The sequence below is a fragment of the Rohdeia mirabilis genome, from assembly GCA_007750655.1.
GTDB lineage: Bacteria > Planctomycetota > UBA1135 > UBA1135.
On the sequence record CP036290.1, the window covers coordinates 14428 to 34980 of the forward strand.

At 68.6% G+C, this 20553-nt stretch carries 15 protein-coding genes; 9 read left to right on the top strand and 6 right to left on the bottom strand.

Annotation, left to right across the window (positions count from 1 at the left end):
* Window positions 1–98: 98 nt before the first annotated feature.
* Genes Pla163_RS00045 through Pla163_RS00055 form a run of 3 tightly spaced genes read right to left on the bottom strand, consistent with a single transcriptional unit; the run spans window position 99 to window position 5961 of the window.
* Entirely contained in the window at window positions 99–2528 is a 2430-nt protein-coding gene (locus Pla163_RS00045; protein ID WP_145181672.1) for an LPS-assembly protein LptD, read from the bottom strand.
* The gene (locus Pla163_RS00050; protein ID WP_145181675.1) at window positions 2525–5362 is read right to left on the bottom strand and encodes an LptA/OstA family protein; all 2838 of its coding nucleotides are present in this window, start codon (window positions 5360–5362) and stop codon (window positions 2525–2527) included. The genes Pla163_RS00045 and Pla163_RS00050 overlap by 4 nt, the downstream gene beginning before the upstream one ends.
* Window positions 5359–5961, bottom strand: coding sequence for a KdsC family phosphatase (locus Pla163_RS00055; protein WP_145181678.1), 603 nt, complete (start codon window positions 5959–5961; stop codon window positions 5359–5361). Before Pla163_RS00055 ends, Pla163_RS00050 begins: the two co-directional genes overlap by 4 nt.
* 162 nt (window positions 5962–6123) lie before the next feature.
* Between Pla163_RS00055 and Pla163_RS00060 the strand changes: the two genes are divergently transcribed.
* Both Pla163_RS00060 and Pla163_RS00065 read left to right on the top strand, forming a co-directional pair.
* The gene (locus Pla163_RS00060) at window positions 6124–6849 is read left to right on the top strand and encodes a Dph6-related ATP pyrophosphatase (RefSeq protein ID WP_145181681.1); all 726 of its coding nucleotides are present in this window, start codon (window positions 6124–6126) and stop codon (window positions 6847–6849) included.
* Window position 6850: 1 nt separating this feature from the next.
* Complete coding sequence (locus Pla163_RS00065) at window positions 6851–7801, top strand: ABC transporter substrate-binding protein (RefSeq protein ID WP_145181684.1); 951 nt, start codon at window positions 6851–6853, stop codon at window positions 7799–7801.
* A gap of 7 nt (window positions 7802–7808) precedes the next feature.
* Here the strand turns inward: Pla163_RS00065 and ppk2 are convergent, their stop codons facing one another.
* Both ppk2 and Pla163_RS00075 read right to left on the bottom strand, forming a co-directional pair.
* Window positions 7809–8612: a polyphosphate kinase 2 gene (gene ppk2, locus Pla163_RS00070; protein WP_145181687.1), complete on the bottom strand. Its 804-nt coding sequence runs from the start codon at window positions 8610–8612 to the stop codon at window positions 7809–7811.
* A 227-nt stretch (window positions 8613–8839) separates the two neighbouring features.
* Window positions 8840–9874: a KpsF/GutQ family sugar-phosphate isomerase gene (locus Pla163_RS00075; protein ID WP_145181690.1), complete on the bottom strand. Its 1035-nt coding sequence runs from the start codon at window positions 9872–9874 to the stop codon at window positions 8840–8842.
* 130 nt (window positions 9875–10004) lie between these two features.
* Here Pla163_RS00075 and Pla163_RS00080 point away from each other — a divergent pair, with 130 nt between their 5' ends.
* From Pla163_RS00080 to Pla163_RS00090, 3 genes are all read left to right on the top strand, one after another.
* A complete protein-coding gene (locus Pla163_RS00080) occupies window positions 10005–10700 on the top strand; it encodes a site-2 protease family protein (protein ID WP_419186142.1) in 696 nt (231 codons plus the stop codon).
* 40 nt (window positions 10701–10740) lie between these two features.
* Window positions 10741–11856, top strand: coding sequence for a segregation and condensation protein A (locus tag Pla163_RS00085; RefSeq protein WP_145181696.1), 1116 nt, complete (start codon window positions 10741–10743; stop codon window positions 11854–11856).
* A gap of 426 nt (window positions 11857–12282) precedes the next feature.
* On the top strand, window positions 12283–12501 hold the full coding sequence (locus Pla163_RS00090; RefSeq protein WP_145181698.1) for a hypothetical protein: 219 nt from the start codon (window positions 12283–12285) through the stop codon (window positions 12499–12501).
* 75 nt (window positions 12502–12576) lie between these two features.
* Here the strand turns inward: Pla163_RS00090 and Pla163_RS00095 are convergent, their stop codons facing one another.
* Window positions 12577–13923 carry an APC family permease gene (locus tag Pla163_RS00095; RefSeq protein ID WP_419186143.1) on the bottom strand — a complete coding sequence of 449 codons (1347 nt, stop codon included), beginning with the start codon at window positions 13921–13923 and terminating at the stop codon, window positions 12577–12579.
* A gap of 266 nt (window positions 13924–14189) precedes the next feature.
* Between Pla163_RS00095 and Pla163_RS00100 the strand changes: the two genes are divergently transcribed.
* The 4 genes from Pla163_RS00100 (at window position 14190) to Pla163_RS00115 (ending at window position 20553) form a co-directional block, all read left to right on the top strand.
* On the top strand, window positions 14190–14630 hold the full coding sequence (locus Pla163_RS00100; protein WP_419186144.1) for a transposase family protein: 441 nt from the start codon (window positions 14190–14192) through the stop codon (window positions 14628–14630).
* Between the two features lie 1055 nt (window positions 14631–15685).
* Window positions 15686–17053, top strand: a complete 1368-nt coding sequence (locus tag Pla163_RS00105) for a hypothetical protein (RefSeq protein ID WP_145181704.1) — start codon at window positions 15686–15688, stop codon at window positions 17051–17053.
* Between the two features lie 144 nt (window positions 17054–17197).
* A complete protein-coding gene (locus tag Pla163_RS00110) occupies window positions 17198–18544 on the top strand; it encodes a TolC family protein (protein ID WP_419186145.1) in 1347 nt (448 codons plus the stop codon).
* Between the two features lie 5 nt (window positions 18545–18549).
* Window positions 18550–20553 (top strand): heavy metal-binding domain-containing protein, encoded by a 2004-nt coding sequence (locus tag Pla163_RS00115; RefSeq protein ID WP_145181710.1) that lies wholly within the window; start codon window positions 18550–18552, stop codon window positions 20551–20553.

Here is a 20553-nt window from a genome sequence, read left to right on the forward strand (position 1 = left end):
ACACACCAAGGACCGCGCGGGGCCCGTTCGGTGTCGGGTGAACTGCCAGAAACTCGCGCCGCACCTCGTTGCGCCGCGCCCGCCGCGCACCGCCCGCCCTAGCGGAACGCGTCGAGGCGCCGTTCGCTGCGCTTGCGGGCCGAGAACAGCGGCTTGACCGAGATGCCGATCGAGCTGCCCTCGCCCGTGCGCCGGCGCAGCTCGAGCTCGAACAGAAGGTCGTGGCCGTAGCGGCGCACACCGATCTCGTTCGACAGGGTGCTCTGGCCGGCCAGGGACCAACTCTGCCGCCCGTAGATGTCCCACTTCGGCGTGAAGCGGTACAGCGCACCGATCGTCACGGCCTCGAACAGCTTGGTGTCCGCGGCGTCGCGACCCATCGAGAACGAGACGTCGATGTCCACGTCCTCGCGCGGGAAGAGCTCGAGCGTCGAGCGCGAGAAGCGCGTGCGACCCGTGTTCGTGTCGTAGCGACCGTCGTGCTCGAGGCGCCACGGGACCAGGCCCCACTCGCTCGCGATCGAACCCAGAACGGCCACCGGCAGCCAGCGATCGCCCTCCGGCGTGTCCTGGTCGCTGGCGCGGGTCATGCGCGTCTCGAGGTCGAGCGAGAACGGAGCGCGCGGCGCGGTGTAGCGGGTGCGCAGGCCCAGTTCGACGAAGTCGCCGCTTTCGCGCAGTTCGACGTCAGGGTCGAAGACGGCGGGGACGGCGGTGCTCGTCTCCTCGACGAACACGCTGCGCGCCTCGATCCACGGGGCGAGTTCGACCCGCGAGCGGTCGCTCGTCCCGCGCCAAAAGCTGTTCGTCACGCGCACGGCCGCGGTGGCGAGCGCGCGCCCGACCTCGTCCTCCTCGAGTCCGTCGTCGCTCCAGCCGGCGAAGTTCGCGTCGACGCGCGGAATGGCGCGGAAACCGCCGCGCCCCAGGTCGAACGGCAGCTCGAAGCGGTGGTCCGAGTTCACGCGCAAGGTGCTGACCTCGCCGAAGCCATCGGCGTAGTCGGGCTCGTAGATCGGGTCGCCCTCGCGGCGATCGAGATAGCCGGCGCGGCTGTCCTGACGCCACAGCAGCGGCCGGCCGAACAACGTCCCGACCTGGGTCCGCTCGGTCACGTAGCGCACCTCGGGCAGGCGCGTCACCTCGCTGCGGAACGGATCGAGCGTGCCGCTGACCGTGACGCTCGTGTACTCGCGGCCGCGCGCGCGACGCCAGTGGACGTAGCTCTCGCGCTCCTCGAACTCGAGGTACTCCTTTTCGAAGAACTCCGACTGCACGCCGGGGTCCGACTGGCGACTGAACGCGATCTCGACGTACTCGCCCGGCGCGCGCTGGAATCGGCCGCGCGAGCGCAGCCACAGACGCCACGTGTCGCGCTCGCTCTCGGGCACGCGCGCCAGTCCGCGGTCGCGGTCGCCGTCCGGCAGCCCGGCGAGGTTGATGTTCCACTCGTAGTGGCCCGGGCTGCTGAGGCGCGTCTCGAGGTCGGTCAACAGACCGCGCGAACCGAGCCACGTCAGGTCGACCTTGAAACGGCTGCGGAAGTCGTCGGGATCGCCGCCCAGCCAGCGGTTGACGGTGTTGCCGATCTCCTCGCGCGTGTCGCGGCTGTAGCGGATGCCGAGCACCGTGCCGAAGCGCGCCTCGTCGCCGACGCGGACACCGCCGAACGTCGGTTCGCCGTCCTCGTCCGCCAGGTACGACAGCGGCGGCAGCGGCAGCGCGAACGAACGGCCGAAGCGCAGCTTGTTGTCGCGCATGCGCACGCGCCACGGATAGTCCGGGTCGTCCGTCGGCTCCATGCGCATGTCGCCGGTCTCGATCGTGTAGCTGGGGACCGCGAACTCCGACGTGGTGATGCGCGCGTCGCTCGACTGCAGCGAACCGTCGGCCGAGATGCGCAGCCACTTGGCGTAGATGTTCAGCACGTAGCTGCTGCCGCCGATGCGCTCCTTGACCGAGTAGCGCGCGCCCGCGACCCAGCCGTGCCCGTCGATGCGGTCGAGGTACAGCGCGTCGGCCGAGAAGACGCGCCGATCGCCCTCGTAGTACTCGATCGGCCCCTCGAAGTAGAGCTCGCGCACCTTCGAGATCAGCGGGTCGTTCAAGAGGCCGCGCAAGGCGGTCGGCAGCTGCGACAGCGCGTCCGTGTCGTCACCTGGATCGACCGGCGTGCTGGGGGCGAGGTCGCTCGGCGCGAGCAGTTCGTTGCCGAAGAAACTCGAGTCCTCGTCGAGCCAGAAAACGCCCCAGTTGGCTTCCAGACGTCGAATGCCGCTGGTGTAGCGCGGCTGCTTGAGCAGCAGGATCGTGGCGTCCACGTCCTTGAGCGAACTGCCGCCTCCGAGGGCCTCGAACCGCCAGGGCTCGACCGCTTCGAGGGGATCGTCCGAGGAGGGATCCACCGCTCCTGCGGTCGGGCTCGGTGGCGTCTCCTGCGCGGCCACCCCGTGACCCGTGAACGCGCACGCGGCGAGTGCGAGGGCCAGCACGGTCCCCGAGCCGAAGTCGTCCCTGTGTGCCGTCACGGCTTCTTGCTCGGCTCGCCGCCCAAGGAACTCGGACCGACGTAGAACGGCCCCGCCTCCCACAGTGCGTTGACCGTGTCGATGTCGAAGTAGGTGGCCACGAAGTCGAGTCCAGTTTCGCGCAGTCGCGCCGGAGTGCCTTCCACCCGCACGCGTTGGTCGAACGCGCGGGCCGTCATGGTATCGCCCTCGGCGCGCAGGCCCTCCGAGAAGACCACGCGCACGTCACCGGTGGCGACGAGTTCGCGCGGTCTGCGACGCGTGGACGTCTTCGAGCCACCCTCGGCTTCGGCACCGGGCTTCGGCGGCACCACTTCGGTGAACAGCTCGGCGCGCGCGCAGCGCAGGGTCCAGCTCTCCAGCGCCGGCGTGGTGCCGAGGAACGAGACGTCGCCGTCGAACACGACGGAGACCTCGGTCGCTTCGAGGCGCCTGCAGGTCGCGACCAGCTCGATGATCGCGGGCGTTTCTCCACCGCTGCCGTCGCCGGTGCGCATCGGGTCCTTCACCTCGATGCGCGGCTCGACGATGCTCATCGAGGTGGGATCGAACTCGATCGACGAGCCGACCACGTCGAACGGCTGACCGCCGCCGGGCAGCGTGCCGTTGGCCGAGACCTTGCGACCGGGGTCGGCGACGAGCGTGCCGCGCCCCTGGTGGTCGATCGAGAAGGTGTCGCCCTTGCCCAGGATGACGGTGGGGGCGCGGCTCTCGACCTCCACCGCGCCGCGCGCCTCGACCGAACCGCGTCGTTCGGGTGCCGCCTCCGGACTCGCGGCCCCGTCGGCGCTCTCGGAGCGCACGAACGGCGTCCCGATGACCAGCGCGTCGAGTTCGCGCGCCACCAGGTCGTGGTCGCCGACGCGGCCGACGACCGTCGCGACCACGCCTTCGCGAGCGCGCACCGTGGTCTGGACCTGGTCGCCGCCGGGCACGGGCTGGCGCACGACCTCGAGGTCCTGGGTGGCGATCGTCATGCGCTCGGCCCCGTCCTGTTCGACGACGTTCGCGTTCACGCCGCCGATCGCGCGCAGGCGCAAGGGGGCGTCGGCGGGGGCGTCGATCGAGCCGGTGACCTCGATCCGTTCCGCCACGAGGTCGAGCTCGAGCCCCGGTCGCTCGAGGTGGGCCGAAGCGCCGCCGACCGCGACGACGCGGTCTCCCACCCGACGCACCTCGCGCGCTTCGGCGTGCAGACCGGGTCCGTCGAGCAGCACCGGGCCGTCGCTGCTCTTCACGACCAGGTCGTCGAGGCCCTTCACGGTCAACTCCTGGCCGCGCAGGAACTGGCCGTCGACGGTGACCTGCACGTGTTCGTTCGCGCTCAGCATCGGTCCGAGCACCGGGTCGACCGTGAAGTCGTCGACGCGGTCGGCGCTCGCCGTCAACGGCCGCCGCCCGCCGGTCTCGAGGTCCACGCCGATGGCGCGGGTGACCTTCCAGGTCTTGCCGGTCAGCTCGAGCGCGAATCCCTCCCGCGCTCGCAGCTGGACCATCGATCCGTCGCGGTCCTGCCCCGTCGCGGTCGCGAGCGTCAGCGCCTCGAGTTCGATGACGGCGGGCGCGTCCGCGGACTCCGGCAGCCAACGTCCTTCGAGCTGTTCGGTGCGCACGACCCAGGCGTCGCGTTCGACGCGCACACCGGACCAGGCCTCGAAACTCAAGGGCCGGCCGGCCGAACCGGGCACGCCGCGCAGACCGCCCTCGGCCCACAGGCGCGTGTCCTCCCAGGCCAGCTCGGCTGGTCCGGCGAGGTCGAAGCCGCGATCCGTCCCGAGGCGCAGGTCCATCGGGCCGCGGCCCCACAGGCTCACGCGCTGGCCGTTCGCCGCGGCCAGGGCGGCGTCGTCGATGCCCGCGACGTCGGCGGTGGTGGGGTCGAGCTCGCCCTCGATCGCACCGCTCAGACGCACCGAGCCGAACGCGCCGTCGGGCGACATCACGAAGCGCGCCTCGCGACACTGGAAGCGGTTGCCGCGGGCGAGCAGCACCACTTCGCCGCGGGCCACGAGGTCGGTGAAGCGGAACGTGCCCTCGCGGTCGGGATCGCCCATGCCTTCGAGTTCGACCTCGTTGGCCTCGAGCGCGAGCCCCTCGTCACCGCTCAGTCCGAGGCGAGCGCGTCCGCGCGCGACGACGGTCACGGGCCGCGTGCCGACGCCCGGCGGACGCAGGACCTCGAGAGCGTCGCGCGAGTGGAGGCGCGCGGTGCGGCCGTCGCCGGCGGTGACCGTGGCCTCGGCGTCGCGCGTGAAGACGAGCCGACCGGCGTTCAGGTCGAACAGACAGCCCTCGCCCTCGAGGTCGACGTCGTTGCTGGTGGCGACGACGCGGTCGACGGTCTGGAAGCGTTGGTTGGCGCTGTTCACCACGAGCGAGGGCGTCGTCAGCTGCAGCGGCGCGAGGCGCGAACCCGAGCGCACGTCGACGACCACGGCCTGCATCCGGATCGTGTCGCTCGGCTCGGGGATGATCTGGTCGACCGACTGGTTGAGTTCGACGACGGCGCGCTCGGACGTGATGCGCGCGGTCGTGGTGCCCGACTCGGACTCGAACATGTCGATCTTCACGTCGATCAGAACCTGTTCGCCGTTGACCGTCGACAGCGCGTCCTCGGCGACGAGGCGCGACTTGAGGCCGCCGTCCGGCCCGTAGCTCGCGAACTCCTGACGATCCCAGATCGAGATCGTCCCGATCGGCAGGCGCGCGCCGCCGTCGGCCGATGGCGCGTCGGGAGCGAGCATCGGCACGAAGCTGTCCCGGGACTCGAGCCACGTCAGCAGCGCGAGCCCGCTGCCGAGCAGCAGGACGAAGGCGAGGACGCGCGCGATCACGCCGAAGGTGCTCCGCCGCTGTCGTCGATCGCACGACCGCCCGTCGCACCGTCGCCCGGACCGTGATCGGCCCGCGGTGCACCGCCGAAGCGCGGATCCCAGACGCCCATGGCCCGCAGGACGGCCTCGCACAGCTCGCGGACGGCGCCGCGGCCACCGGGCACGTCGGCGACGAAGTTGGCCGCTTCGAGCACTTCCGGCCGCGCGTCCGACGGGCAGGCGCGGACGGCCGCGCGGGCGAAGAGCCCGAGGTCGGGCAGGTCGTCGCCCATGGCCGCGGTGGCGCCGGGCTCGATGCCCCACTCGGTCTGCAGGTTCGCGAGCGCGGTGGCCTTGGGTCCCGAGCGCTCGAGCAGCCGCTCGACGCCGAGCTCCTCCGCGCGCCGTCGGGTCGCCGCGCAGCCGCGGCCGGTGATCCACACGACCCGCACGCCGTGAAGGCGCAGCCACACGAGCCCCTGGCCGTCCCGCACGTCGAAACGCACGAGTTCGGTGCCGTCGTCCAGGTAGGAGACGTCCCCCGGGGTGAGCGTGCCGTCGACGTCGAGGGCCAACAGGCGCACGCGCGCCAGGACCTCGTTCGTGAGGGGCGCGGACATGGGCGGAGAGTAGCGCGCGCGAGGGCCGCGACGTCCGCCTCGAGCCTCGGTCCTGCGCACACTTCCTGAGGGCGGCGCCGCGACCGTCGGCGGAGCGTGCGTCGGGAGGTCTTCGAACCCGGGGCGCCGGACCCGCGGCGTCGCTCCCGTACCGTCGCACCCATGGCCGATCCCGATCCTCGCCCCGCGAACGCGCCGCGCCCGATCCTCCTGTCGTGGAGTTCGGGCAAGGACAGCGCCTTCGCCCTCTACGTCCTGCGCAGCGATCCGCGCTTCGAGGTGCGCGGCCTGTTGACCAGCGTGAACGCGACCCACGAGCGCGTGGCGATGCACGCCGTGCGCCGCGAGCTCCTGCGCCAACAGGCCGAGATGGCCGGCCTGCCGCTGATCGAGGTCCTGATCCCGTCGCCCTGCACGAACGCCGAGTACGAGCGGGCGATGCGCGACGCGCTCGAGCCGCAGCTGGCCGCCGGGATCGAGGCCGTGGCGTTCGGGGACCTGTTCCTCGAGGACGTGCGGCGCTATCGCGAGGAGAAGAACGCGGGGCTCGGCCTCGATTCGGTGTTCCCGCTCTGGGGGCGCGACACGACCGAGTTGGCGCGCGAGATGATCGCCGTCGGCCAGCGCGCGATTCTCACCAGCGTGGACCCGAAGCAGGTGCCGGCCAGTTTCGCGGGGCGGGCGTTCGACGAGGCGCTGCTGGGCGACCTACCGCCCGGCGCCGACCCCTGCGGCGAGAACGGCGAGTTCCACACCTTCGTCCGGGACGCACCCGTGTTCAGCGCGCCGATCGAGGTGCGCGCGGGCGAGATCGTCGAGCGCGACGGCTTCGTGTTCGCGGACCTCGTCCCCGGGGCGTCCGCGGCCGGTGGATCTGCGAACCTCTGACATGCGCATCGCCTCCCTCCTCCCGTCCGCCACCGAGATCGTCGCCGCCGTCGGCGCGCGCGACGAACTGGTCGGCATCAGCCACGAGTGCGACTTTCCGGCCGGGGTCGCCGGGCTGCCCGTGCTGACGCGGCCGCGCGTCGCCTTCCCGCGCGCGAGCGGTGCGATCGACCGAGCCGTGCGGCAGGTGCTCGAGGACGCGCTCGCCGTCTACGAGATCGAGCTCGACCGACTGCGCGAGGTGGCGCCGGACGTGATCGTGACCCAGGCGCTGTGCGACGTGTGCGCAGTGAGTCTGGACGACGTGCGCGCCGCGCTGCGGGAGTTGGCGTGCGAGAACGTCGAGGTCGTGAGCCTCGAGCCCGGCCGCCTGTCCGACGTGTGGGGCGACGTGCGGCGCGTCGGAGCGGCGACGGGCCACGCGGAGGAGGGTGAGCGCGCGGCGGCAGAGCTCGAGCGGCGCTGCGACCTCCTGCGTGCGCGAACCGCCGCCTTCGACGCGCGTCCGAGCGTGCTGACGGTCGAGTGGATCGAGCCGGTGATGATCGGCGGGACCTGGATGCCTGAGCTGGTCGAGATCGCGGGCGGCACCGCGCTCGTGACCGTGCCGGGACAGCACGCGCCGACGCTCGCGCTCGAGGACCTGCGTGCGCTCGATCCCGACGTGGTGCTGGTCAAGCCCTGTGGCTTCGACCTCGCGCGCACGGCGGAGGAGGCGGCGCTGTTGCAGAAGGTGCTGCCCTGGAGCGAGTGGCGCGCCGCGCGCGAGGGCCGCGTGTTCGTCGCCGACGGCAACGCCTACTTCAATCGGCCGGGCCCGCGGCTCGTGGAGTCGGCCGAGATCCTGGCCGCGTGCATGCACCCGAGCGCGTGCGAGGACCTCGTCACGAAGCACGCCGCTGCGATGCGCCGCGTGCGCCCCGACGGAGTCTGGGTCGCCGCCGCCGACTGACGTTCGCTCAACGCGGTGCGCGCGCGACGATCGCGGGATCCGGAGCGAGTCGCAGCTCCGATTCGCCGCTCCTCGGATAATCGAGCCGCGACAGCACGTGCCGGATGCTCTCGAGGCGCGCGCGCTTCTTGTCGTTGCCGCGCACCACGTACCAGGGCGATGCGTCGGTGCTGGTGCGCGCGAACATCGCCTCCTTGTAGTGCGTGAACGCCGCCCACCGCTCCTGGGCCTCGAGGTCGACGGTCGACAGCTTCCAGCGCTTGAGCGGGTTCGTGCGCCGGTCGAGGATGCGCTTCTCCTGCTCCTCGCGGTCGATCGAGAACCACAGCTTCACGAGCACCAGGTCGTCATCGAGCAGCATCCGTTCGAAGTCGACGACCTGCTCCATGAAGAGCTCGTACTGCTCGTCCGTGCAGAAGCCCATCACCGGCTCGACGACGGCGCGGTTGTACCAGCTGCGGTCGAACAGGACGACCTCGCCGGGCGCGGGCAGCTGCGAGACGTAGCGTTCGAAGTACCACTGACCGCGTTCGCGTTCGTCCGGCTTGGGCAGCGCGACGATGCGCACGTGGCGCGGCCGCAGGTGTTGGCCGAAGCGGATGATCGCGCCGCCCTTGCCCGCCGTGTCGCGCCCTTCGAACAGCACGGCGACGCGCTTGCCCTCGGCGACGACGTGCGACTGGAACTCGAGCAGTTCGAGCTGCAGTCGCGCGAGTTCGATCTGGTAGTCGCGGTCGAGCTCTTCGTCGAGGACCTGTGCCAACCAGGCCGGCGTCGTGTCCGGGTCGTCGTGGTGGTGGGCGCTGGTCATGGTCGGGTGGGGCGAATCGGCCCGCGGCGGGCGGCGAGCGGCGAGATTCTGGCCGTGCGCGCCCCGAGCGCCAGCACGAAGTTCGAAGGCCGGACCGGTTGAGGGTTCGCCGGCTCGACCGTTCTTCTTGCCGCCGCCTCCCCACCGCCTCCCCCGCCCACCCTGGGAAGACGGAAGCACGCCGCGGTCGGTGGCGGGTTCGCCCCGCGAAACTCGATCGCCCGCGCTCAGGTCCGCAGGTCGAGCACGTCCTGCACGTCGAGCAGACCCATCGGCCGCCGCTCGTCGTCCAGCACCGCCAACTGGTCGATGCGGTGCTCCTTCAGGATCGCCATCGCCTCGTCCACCAGGCGGTCGGGACCGATCCACTTCGGATTCGTGCCCATGTGGTCGTCGATGTTCGCGGCGCTCGGATCACCGGGCGACTCGGACAGCCAACGCCGCAGGTCGCCATCGGTGAAGACGCCGACCAGCCGCCCGGCCGGGTCGACGATCAGCGCGGCCCCGGGACGGCCGGGCGTGCGACTGATGACGTGCAGCACGTGGCTGAGCTTCGACCCGGCCGGCACCAACGGCAGCTCGCCGTCCATCCGCATCACCTCGCGCACGCGCATGAGCTTGCGACCGAGGCTTCCGGCGGGGTGGTAGCGCGCGTAGTCCTCGCGACTGAACCCGCGCTCCTTGCTGACGACCATCGCCAGCGCGTCGCCGAGGGCCAGCATCGCGCTCGTGCTCGCCGTCGGCGCCAGACCCAGCGGACAGGCCTCGCCCACCGGACCGAGCTCGAGCACCACGTCCGCGTGGCGGCCCAGGGTCGACTCGGCGCTCTCGGTGATCGCGACGATCGGTGCGCCGATGCGCTTCGTCGCGGGCAGGAGCGCCTTGATCTCGGCCGTCTCGCCGGAGTTCGACAGGGCGATCAACAGGTCGACCGAGCGCACGCGCCCCAGATCGCCGTGCAGTGCCTCGCCGGGGTGCAGGCTGATCGACGGCGTGCCGGTCGACGCCAGGGTCGCGCTGATCTTCGCGCCCACGAGGCCCGCCTTGCCCATGCCGGTGACGACCACGGTGCCGGTGCAGGCCAGCACGCGATCGACGGCGTGTCCGAACGCCGCGCCGAGCCGGTCCTCGAGCCCCGCGATCGCCGCCGCCTCGGTCCGGATCACCTCGGCCGCGTGGGCCAGGCGCCGGGCCAGGGGGGTCGGCGTCGGGCTCAGGAGGTCGGCTTCTGTGGCGTCGCGGTCGGTGCGGGGGTCGTCCATGGGCGCGAGCAGTCTAGCGCCGGGAGTGGGCAGGGATGACGCGGTGGCCGGGACGGACCTGGGAACCACCGGACGGAGGGTCCACAATCCTCGGCCCCGGACGCCGACCGGCCTCCGGACGACCCGACCCATGACGCTCCTCGCACTCACCGACGCCGACACCCAACAGGTGGTGCGGATCGTGCTCCTGGTGGGCTTCGTGATCCTGTCCCTGTCGATCCACGAGTGGGCCCACGCCTACACGGCCCACAAGCTGGGGGACGACACGGCCAAGTCGATGGGGCGGTTGACCTGGAACCCGATCGTGCACATCGATCCGGTCATGACGATCGCGGTGCCGGCGATCCTGCTGATCATGTCGAACGGGACGTTCGTGTTCGGCGGCGCCAAGCCGGTGCCCGTGGACCCGCGCAACTTCAAGAACCCCTACGCGGCCAATGCCCTCGTCGCCGCGGCTGGGCCGATCTCGAACCTGGTCCAAGCCTTCGTGTTCGCGATCGTCTGGTACCTCTCGATCCGCGTCTGGGGCTACCAGCAGCACGAGCTCCTTCCGGCCGTGCTGAAGCTCACGGCGTACCTCAACGTCATCCTGGCGGTGTTCAACATGATCCCGATCCCGCCGCTCGACGGGTCTCGGATCGTGATGTGGCTGCTGCCGCAGGGCATGCGGCCCGGCTTCGCAGGGCTCGAGCGGATCGGCATCTTCATCGTCCTCGCGTTGATCTACATGACCCCGTTGGGGCCGGAAGTCTTCCGAACGATGCTCTCCCTCAACGCCCAGCTCTTCTCACTCGTGGGTGAGCTGATGGGGCTGCTCGGCCTCTGAGCGCCCAACGGACGTCGGCCACCGGCTAGCATCGCCCCCCGTGATCGATCAGTCCCAGAGCCAACCGACCGCCGAGCCCGAACCGGCCTGGCAGGACGACGACTTCACCGTTCGCCTCGAACGCGTGTTCTCGGGGCCGATGGACCTGCTGCTGCACCTGGTGCGCGAGCAGGAGGTCGAGATCCACGAGATCGAGATCCACGCGATCGTCCGCGACTACCTGGACTACCTCAAGCACCTCACCGAGCTCGACATCGAGGCCGCCGGTGACTTCGTGCTGATGGCCGCGACGCTGATGGCGATCAAGTCGCGCTCGCTGCTGCCGAAGGAAGAGCTGGACCTCGAGGAAGAGCTCGACCCGCGCGACGAACTGATCGAGCGGTTGATGGAGTTCCGGCGCTTCCGCGGCGCGGCCGAGGACCTCGAAGTGCGGCTGCTCGACCGCGGCAAATTGTTCGAGCGCGGCTGGCACGGCGACGTGAAGGCCAGCCGCCCCGAGCCGATGCTCGACCTGGGCGACCTGACGGCCTGGGACCTGCTCGGCCACTGGTCCCGCCTGCAGCGCGAGACCCAGATGAACCAGCCCCGGCACATCGCCGGGGACCGTCGGCCGCTGCGCTTCTACGTCACGGGTCTGGCCGATGCGCTCGTCCGGCGCCGGACCTCGACCCTGCGCGAGATCGTCGACAACGACCTGGGCGACGCGCCGTCGCGCGAGGGTCTGATCGGCTCGTTCTGCGCGGTGCTCGAGCTGGCGAAGCTCGGGCTCGTCTCGGTCGACCAGGACGACGTGCGCGGTGACATCCGACTGACGCTGATCGCCGGGAGCGCCGAAGAGGTCAGCGAGATCCTGTCCAGCGCGACGATGGACGAGGAGGTCGACGAGGCCCAGCGCGCCGAGGCCGAACGCCAGTTGGATGCCGCGGGCGCGGTCTCGAGCGACGAGTTGATCGACGACGAGCCGACCGCGGCCGCGCACGGCGAGGGCGCGCTCGACCACAGCGAACACGACGTGGCCGAGCTCGAGCCCACCCTGTCGGAGCTCGCTCCCGACCTGCCCACGGACGTGGAGCACACCTACACGGTCGAGGGCGAGGACGAGAAGTTGCTCGGGCGCGACGGCGACGAGGTCGAAGGCGACCGACGCGACGGCTGAGGCGGCGGATTGGACGGGCGGCAGCGGCGCGAAAGAGCGCCGCGTTTGGTCTAGCAGCCCGTTTCGAAAGTCCCTACTGCAACGTCCCTACTGGGGCTTCCTCCTCGCCGCCGATGCTTCGTCGGACTCGCCGATCCGTGCTCAACGACCCTGAAGGATCGCCTGCGCCGTCTCGTCTTCGTCCTCCTTGCCTCGACGACGATGAGTTCGCCTCGCTACGGGACTCTCGAGACAGGCTGCTAGTCATGTGAGTAGCGCTCTCGACGCATGTTCGTCGCCTCGTTCAAGGCGCCGAAATGATCTTGGAAGTGACCCACGCCACTAGGATCAAGCCATTCTCGATCGCCTTTGCGCTCCTTCCATTCGCTCGCCCCATCCCACCGATGACGCCCGCCACTCCGGTGCGCCGTTGGCGGCGGTCGCTCGGTGGACACCACGGGCGATCCGAACTTCGCGCTGCGTCCCGAAACCACCTGGGACTGGCGTGGCCCACTGCGGGTCCAGGACGAGGGCCGTGCGGGCGAGGTACCGCGCGACGAGATCCGGGCCGCGACCGAACGGACTTCGTCGGAGCTCGGCTACGAGCGCCGCAGCGACGGAAACGCCGACATCTTGGTGCGAGCGACGGTGGACGTCACCGCGTAGAGCGCGTGGGGTGGTCCGAGCACTCCGAGTCAGCCACAGACCAAGCTGCGCTGCGCCGACTCTTGCTCGACCGACCTAAGGTTGGGAGGGTTGCTCTTCGCCCGAGTCATTCCAGTGCAGGAAGATGCGCTCGCCTCCGAAGACGAACAAGAGCCCCGCGCCTGCCGCGTAGAGAACCATGGGGTCTTGCGATCCCTTCGTCCAGACGAGCGCAGCGAGAACGACACCATCAAGTACAAGCGCCGTGACGAGCACCCACGGCTTAGCTCCAATATCTCTCGCGTTGTTGCGCAACACACCCCAGTGCAAGGCCATGTCCATCAACAGGTAGAAGATTGCTCCGATGGAGGCGATGCGACCGAGGTCGAAGAAGACTGTGAGCAGCATCGCAGCCACCACCGTGTAGACGATGGTATGCGTATGAACGTCCCCAGGCATGCCGAAGTGGCGGTGGGGCACGAGCTTCATCTTGGTGAGCATCGTGAGCATTCTGGAGACCCCGAACACGCTTGCGATCACCCCCGAGATGGTGGCAAGGATGGCCAAGGCAATCGTTAGCGTCCGACCAAGTTCTCCGAAGGCCGGTCGCGCAGCTTCCGCAAGTGCGAAGTCGCGCGCCGCCACAATCTCATCAATCGTAAGACTGCTACCTACGGCCCAGGACACCGCCAAGTAGATACAGGCGCAGATGGCGATCGAGATGATGATCGCGCGCCCCACGTTCTTCTTCGGCTCCTTGATCTCAGCACCACTGTTGGTGATGGTCGTGAAGCCCTTGTACGCGAGGATTCCGAGCGCGGTTCCAGTCAGCATCCCGCCCACACCGAAATCTCCAGCCGCACCCTGAGAGCCACTCTCGAGCGAGATCCCCGACGCCCACAGCCCGGCCACGGCGAACGCGGCGATCCCCGCAATCTTGACGAAGGCTGTAAGCACCGACAGCTTGCCGATTAGCTCATTCCCAGCGATGTTCACAAGGAACGCGGCGGCAAGCAGGCCGACCCCAAGAGCCGGGATGAGGAGTTCCGTGTTCTCGACGTCGAACAGCTGCAGCGTATAGGTGCCAAAGGTGCGCGCCACCAGGCTCTCGTTGATGACCATCGAGAGGTACATCAATACAGCGAAGCTCGCGGTGGCCGTACCCTTGCCGTACACCTCCTGGAGGTAGCTTGCGATGCCCCCCGAAGACGGGCTCGCATTCGACATCTTCACGTACGTGTATGCGCTGAAGCTGCTGATGATTGCCGCCGCGACGAACGCGAGCGGGAACAGACGCCCCGCCTGCTCTGCCACCTGCCCCGTGATGGCAAAGATGCCTGCGCCAATCATGACTCCAGTCCCCATAGCGACCGCCCCAAGAAGCGAGAGACTGTCCTTTTTGAAGGCCTTTTCAGAATCGGCGTCGTGTTCGTCACTCATCATCGTCAGGGCTTCAGGGCTTCAGGGCTTCAGGGCTTCAGGGCTTCAGGGCGTCAGGGCGTCAGGGCTTCAGGGCTTCGTGTGGCAGGACCCCCTGAGAGTGCCCAGGAGCGTTCTGCCGCCGGCGATGTAGCCTGGTCCGGATGCAGAGTAGCCGCATCTATGCCCAGGTTCTCAGGTTGAAGGCGCCCTGAGGCGTCTCGAGCGTCGACATCGACGCTCGGAAGAAGGAGGTCCGGGTCTTCATCGAAGTTGGCCAGGGGGGCCGCTTGCCATACCCCGAGTGCGGGAAGGAGTGTCGCACCCACGACCGCCGCGAGCGGAAGTGGCGCCACCTGGACACATGCGACTACCGCACAGTCATCGTCGCGCAGGTGGCGCGTGTCCGCTGCCCCGAGCACGGCGTTCGCCAGGTCACGGTCTCCAGCGACGAGCTGATCGACGACGAGCCGACCGCCGCGGCGCACGGCGAGGCCGCGCTCGTCCACAGCGAATACGATGTGGCCGAACTCGAGCCGACCCTGTCCGAACTGGGCCCGACCTTCCCACCGACGTGGAGCACACCTACACGGTCGAGGGCGAGAAGTTGCTCGGGCGCGACGGCGACGAGATCGAACGCGCCGACTGAGGCGGCGGGCGGGTCGTACGGCTGGAGCCCCGGCCAACTTCGGTTCATCTGGGGGCCGAGTGTCGTCCAGCGCCCCATGTAGCGGCCGCTTGACGACCGCTCGCGTTTCGGAGCATCCGATCCGTGGGGCCGCCGCGCGGCACGAGGAGCCGCTTTCCCCCTGGGTGTTGGCCTCCACCATCTCAGTGGGCCGACGTCACAGTGGGGAGCGAATCACCTAGACCACGGCCACCAGGAGTACCCTGCCAAGTGGGTTTCGCCCGTGAGGCATCGGCTGGGCCGATGAGCAAATGGGGATTTCTAGTGCTCCCATGTCCATCACCACCATCACCTCACGACGCCTGGCAGCTTGGCTGCTGGTGTCGCTGGTGGTCCTGGCGACATCGACCGGACGCGTGTGCTGCTGCCTCGTGCAGGCCCATGGTGCGGACACCGCTGCGTTCGTGGAGAGCGGGGAAATCGATGCGGGTCTCGAGACAGCGAGTGCCCGGGTCGCGCACGTTCCCCACTCGCACTCGCACGGGGGATCGAGCCACCACCAAGCCGGCGAGACCGGTCATGGGCCCGCTTGCCCCTCGTGCTCCCACGATCAAGAAGGCTCGGACGGTCCTTGTGACGGCAACGCACCCGGTGAGGGCGACTGCCACTGCCTCACTTCGGCAGGTGAATCGGCAGAGCTCGATCGCTGGGGCGGCCCGGAGTCCGAAGCCGCGGCCGTGCCTTCGAGCATGAGGTTCGTCCTTCCGGTGGGAGCCCAATCTGCTCCGCCGGCACAGCGTCGCGTAGTGAGGAGGCGGGCCCCTCCACTCTTCGTCTTGTACTGCTCGTACTTGTGTTGAGACGAGGTCGCTGCTGTCCATTCGTGGAAGCAGCGCCAGTCCGTTGCGATCGGCTGGCCGGTCGAGCCACCGCGTGCTCGACGGTCTGAGCGGCGAAGCCCCGAGGGTCTCCAACCGCATGCGCTGATGAAGCGCTCCCTCCGGCGAAGCCGAGTCGCGTTTCGCTGGCGAGCCCGATCCGGGGCCCGCGACGCGACAGCCTCCCGGCAACCGGTCCTCGAGCTCGCCCACGCAGGTCATCTCGAACGTCGAGATCGATCCAGGTCAAGCCCGACGAATCACAAGAGAAAGCAGACCAATGAACACACTCACTCGCTCAGTAGCAGCGTTCCTCTCCCTCACGATCGCCCTCCACTCCCACCAACAGCCTGAAGCCGGACCTCATCTCGAGGCGACTGCCAACCTGACTTCCGCGGAGCAGACCTTCGACGGCGACCCCTACCTGCTCGACATCGACATCGTCTCGGGAGAACTACTCGTGTCGATCGAGCAGCAGATCGTTCTCGAACACGAAGGGCGGGAGATCCGCTTCAACTCCGAGGCTTCGTCCGCGACGTTCCGAGTAGAGCCCTCCAGCTTTCTACCGGCGATCGATGCCGCGCTGGTCCGCCTCCAGTTGCCCTACTACCCCATCGACTCCTGCGTCGTCTCGGGCGGCAGGCTCGGCGAGATGGGCGACCCGATCGAGCTCATCCACCGCAACCGCCTCGTTCGGCTGTGTTGCGCCGGCTGCCTTCCGAAGTTCAACAAGGATTCGGACAGCTTCATCGCCACGCTGGATACGGCGGTGGTCGCCGCGCAACGCGATGCGTACCCGCTCACGGACTGCGTGGTGACGGGCGAAGAATTGGGAGGCGCGATGGGGGCGCCCACCGAGTTCGTGATCGGCAACCGACTCGTGCGGCTCTGCTGCAAAGGGTGCGTCCGAAAGGTCCGCAAGGACCCGGCTCGCTTCCTTGCCATGATTGATGCGGCCCGACCGCACGACGAGCATGAACACGGGGAGCACGGTGGCGATGCGCACGAAGAGGCGCGGCCCTTCGCCGGCGATCCTTACCTGCTCGACACCGACCCGGTCTCGGGCAAGAAGCTCGCCCGCGTCGCCGACCTGATCGTCATGGAGCACGAGGGCCGCGAACTGCGCTTCAACGACAAGAAGTCAGTAGCCGCGTTCGAGAAGGACCCGGCCAAGGTGCTCGCTGCAGTCGATGCCGCTCTCGTTCGACTGCAATTGGCCTACTACCCGACGGATACCTGCATTGTGTCGGGCGAGAAGTTGGGCTCCATGGGGGACCCGGTCGAGGTCATCCACCGCAATCGTCTTGTTCGACTGTGCTGCAAGGGGTGCCTCGCCAAGTTCCACAAGGATCCCGACAGCTACATCGCGAAGCTGGAAGTGGCTGCCACCGAGGCGCAGCTAGAGAGCTACCCCCTCCAGACCTGTGTCGTCACCGACGAGGAGCTGGGAGGCGAAATGGGTGAGCCTGTCGATCTGCTGATCGGGTACCGGCTCGTGCGGTTGTGTTGCGCAGGGTGTGAGCCCCGCGTGCGCCGGGACCCGCTGAAGTACCTCGCACTGATCGACGCCGCGATCAAGGCCCAGTCGAAGCCGAACTCGCCCAAGGGCCACAAGGGCCATGAAGAAGGGCACGGCGGCGGCATCTGACGTCCGGGCGCCTCTAGTCGCTCGAGCGACTCGACTCGAAGAGTTTCGCGAGTGGAACCGGCGCCCCGTGTGCCGTCCACGCGCGAAGCGCATCAAGCGCGTCGGTCGCGCTCCGACACAACAACGATTCCTCCGAAGTGCGTCATGCCCAAACTCTTGACCATCCTATTCACGCCCTTGCTCTACGCAAGTTGCGTCGCGCCACCAGAGATGTACGGCGAACGGCTCGCATCGTGGGAGAGATCGAACGACACATTCGCCACCGAGCCGCGCGGCGACATCGAATTCGACGAAGGGGCTGGACCTCTGGAGCAGATTCTCCGTTCCGCACGCTCGCGCAACCCAGGGCTCGAGGCTTCGTTCCAGCGCTGGCGGGCTGCACTCGAACGCGTTCCACAGGCGACGACGCTTCCCGAACCGCGCCTGACACTGGGCGTGTACTTGGCTGAGGTTGAGACCCGCGTCGGCCCGATGCAGGGGCGCGTCGGCATCGCGCAGCCCTTCCCCTGGTTCGGAAAGTTGGAGCTCGCAGGCAACGCGTCGTTCGAAGCGGCCGAGGCTGCGCGCGAGCTACTGGAAGCGACGCGGCTCGAACTTGAGTACGCCATCCGCGACACTTGGTACGAGTACGCCTACCTCGAAACCGCGATCGAGGTCACCGAAGGCAACCGCGCCTTGCTCGTCCATTGGGAGAGCGTCGCACGCGCGCGCTTCGAGACTGGACTCGGGCAGCACTCCGACGTGATCCGCGCCCAGGTGGAACTCGGCAAGATCGAAGACCGGGTGCAGACACTCACCGACCTGCGTCGACCGCTCGTCGCGAAGCTCAATGCGGCGCTCGATCGGGATGGGAGCGCCGAGCTTCCGCGGCCGACGGGGGCGCTACCTGTTCCGCCCGCGATCGATGGCTTGGGAGGAACTGAATCGCTCGACGCGACGAACCCGATGCTTCGTGCGTACGAGCACCGCATCGCCGCTGCGCGCTACGGCGTTGGGCTCGCGGACAAAGAGTTCTTCCCCGACTTCACGGTCGGCGTTGACTACACGCTGATCGGATCGGCGACCAACGCTGGCGTGCCCGACTCCGGAGAGGACGCCATCGCCGTGACACTCGGTTTCGAGTTGCCGGTGTGGCGATCGTCCTACCGCGCAGGCGTGCGCGAGGCCGAAGCGATTGAACGAGCCATGACGCTCGAGCGATCACAACTCCGCAACCGACTTGCGGCTGAACTCGAGATGGCGCTCTACCGTTTTCGCGACGCGGATCGGCGCCTCGAGCTCTTCCGCGACGCACTCGTCCCCAAGGGCGAGGAATCGGTCGAGGCTCTCGACTCGGCCTACCAGTCGGGCGACCAGGGCTTCCTCGACCTGATCGACGCACAACGAATCTTGCTCGAGTTCCAGCTCCAAGTCGCTCGCGCCGAGTCCGACCGAGCCCAATCAGCAGCCGAGATCGAACGGATCACCGGCCTGCCCCTGCACGCGCACTGAGAACCATGACCACTCCGCAACCTCGCACCCTCGTTCTCACGCTTCTACTTCTCGGGCTGGGCTTCTGTGTCGGCCGCGCCGGTCGTCCGGAGGCGCCGACGGAGGCCGAGCAGACCGCAGCGACCGACACCGGAACGGCCGCCGAACCGACGGTCTGGACCTGCTCGATGCACCCGCAGATTCGGCTTCCGGAACCGGGCAACTGCCCGATCTGCTTCATGAAGCTGATCGAGGCGAACTCCGGTGGTGGAGCTGAACTCGGTCCGCGCATGCTGCAGATGTCGGAATCGGCGATGGTGCTGGCTCGCATCGAGACCGCACCCGTCGAGCGCCGCGCCGTCGCACACGAGGTCGGGATGGTCGGCAAGATCGCCTTCGACGAGACGCGCCTCGCGTACATCACCTCGTGGGTGAAGGGCCGACTCGACCGGATCTTCGTCGACTACACGGGTGTGACGGTCCGCGAGGGCGACCACCTGGTCGAGATCTACAGTCCGACACTCTACTCGGCGCAGCAGGAGCTCCTGCAGGCCATCGCGACGGCTGCGAAGATCGAGGGCAGTTCGCTCGACATCCTGCGCAACACCGCCGACCGGACGGTGGTCTCCGCACGCGAGAAGCTGCGCCTCTACGGCTTGAGCGTCGAGCAGATCGCCGAGATCGTCGACCGCGGCACGCCTGAGCAACACATCACGATCCGCGCACCGACTGGCGGCATCGTCGTGCACAAGAATGCGCTCGAGGGCATGTACGTGGACGAAGGGAGCCGGATCTACACTATCGCGGACCTCTCCAAGGTCTGGGTGATGCTCGACGCCTACGAGTCCGACCTGCGCTGGCTCCGATACGGCCAAGAGGTTGCGTTCCAGGTCGAGGCCTATCCCGGCGAGCATTTCAACGGTCGCGTTGCATTCATCGATCCCGTGCTCGACGACCGCACGCGTACGGTCAAGATCCGGCTGAACGTCGACAACGCGGACGGCAGGCTCAAGCCCGATATGTTCGTCACTGCCACAGCGCAGGCGGTCCTCACCCAGCACGGGAAGGTCGTCGACGCAGATCTTGCGGACATGTGGATGTGCCCGATGCACCCGGAGATCGTTGCCGACGGTCTCGAAGCCTGCACGGAGTGCGGCATGGACCTCGTGCCAGCAGAGGAGTTGGGTTTCGTCGCCGAGGTGAACACGGGCGCTCCGCTCGTTATCCCGGCGACCGCCCCGCTCGTCACGGGCAAACGCGCGGTCGTCTACGTGCAGTTGGAGGATCGCGACGAGGCGGTTTTCCAGGGTCGCGAGATAGACCTCGGACCGCGCGCGGGCGATTGGTACGTCGTTCACAGCGGCTTGCGCGAGGGCGAGCGCGTCGTCGTGAAGGGCAACTTCAAGATTGACAGCGAACTCCAGATTCGCGCGAAGCCGAGCATGATGAGCCCGGATGGTGGCGCGCGTCCGCCCGGCCACCAGCACGGTGGCGCGGGGGCTGCGGCTCCGGCGGGCATTCCGATGGAGGAGATGGATGCCGGAGGTGACACCCACCCCGTCACCTACCCGGTTCCGGTGGCGTTCAAGACGCAGCTCGGTGAGGTCGTCGACGCGTACCTGCAGCTGCAGACGGCGTTCACGATCGACGAGGACAGCCAAGCGATGGCCCAAGCGATCCTCGAGGCGATCGACCGAGTGGACATGGCTGTGCTCGAGCACGGGTCACACCTGGCGTGGATGGCGCAACTCGCAACCCTGCGTCCGGCCGCATCCGCACTGGCTGGAGCGAGCGACATCGATGCGCGACGCCTACTCCTGGCTCCACTCACCGAGCAGCTGGTCGACGCACTCGACGCCTTCGGGTACGCGCGCGACGACGGTTCGGTCGGCCTGTTCCACTGTCCGATGGCGCTCGACGACGTAGGCGCGAACTGGCTTCAGCGGGGTGAGACGGTCACGAACCCATACTTCGGGTCGGCGATGCTGCGGTGCGGGGAGCTCACCCGCATGGTCGAGGAGGAGAAGTAG

Bases quoted from the DNA above. Each gene is read 5' to 3' on its own strand.
- Pla163_RS00055 (WP_145181678.1), bottom strand. From the start codon at position 5,961: ATGTCCGCGCCCCTCACGAACGAGGTCCTGGCGCGCGTGCGCCTGTTG.
- Pla163_RS00060 (WP_145181681.1), top strand. From the start codon at position 6,124: ATGGCCGATCCCGATCCTCGCCCCGCGAACGCGCCGCGCCCGATCCTC.
- Pla163_RS00065 (WP_145181684.1), top strand. From the start codon at position 6,851: ATGCGCATCGCCTCCCTCCTCCCGTCCGCCACCGAGATCGTCGCCGCC.
- ppk2 (WP_145181687.1), bottom strand. From the start codon at position 8,612: ATGACCAGCGCCCACCACCACGACGACCCGGACACGACGCCGGCCTGG.
- Pla163_RS00075 (WP_145181690.1), bottom strand. From the start codon at position 9,874: ATGGACGACCCCCGCACCGACCGCGACGCCACAGAAGCCGACCTCCTG.
- Pla163_RS00080 (WP_419186142.1), top strand. From the start codon at position 10,005: ATGACGCTCCTCGCACTCACCGACGCCGACACCCAACAGGTGGTGCGG.
- Pla163_RS00095 (WP_419186143.1), bottom strand. From the start codon at position 13,923: ATGATGAGTGACGAACACGACGCCGATTCTGAAAAGGCCTTCAAAAAG.
- Pla163_RS00105 (WP_145181704.1), top strand. From the start codon at position 15,686: ATGAACACACTCACTCGCTCAGTAGCAGCGTTCCTCTCCCTCACGATC.
- Pla163_RS00110 (WP_419186145.1), top strand. From the start codon at position 17,198: ATGCCCAAACTCTTGACCATCCTATTCACGCCCTTGCTCTACGCAAGT.
- Pla163_RS00115 (WP_145181710.1), top strand. From the start codon at position 18,550: ATGACCACTCCGCAACCTCGCACCCTCGTTCTCACGCTTCTACTTCTC.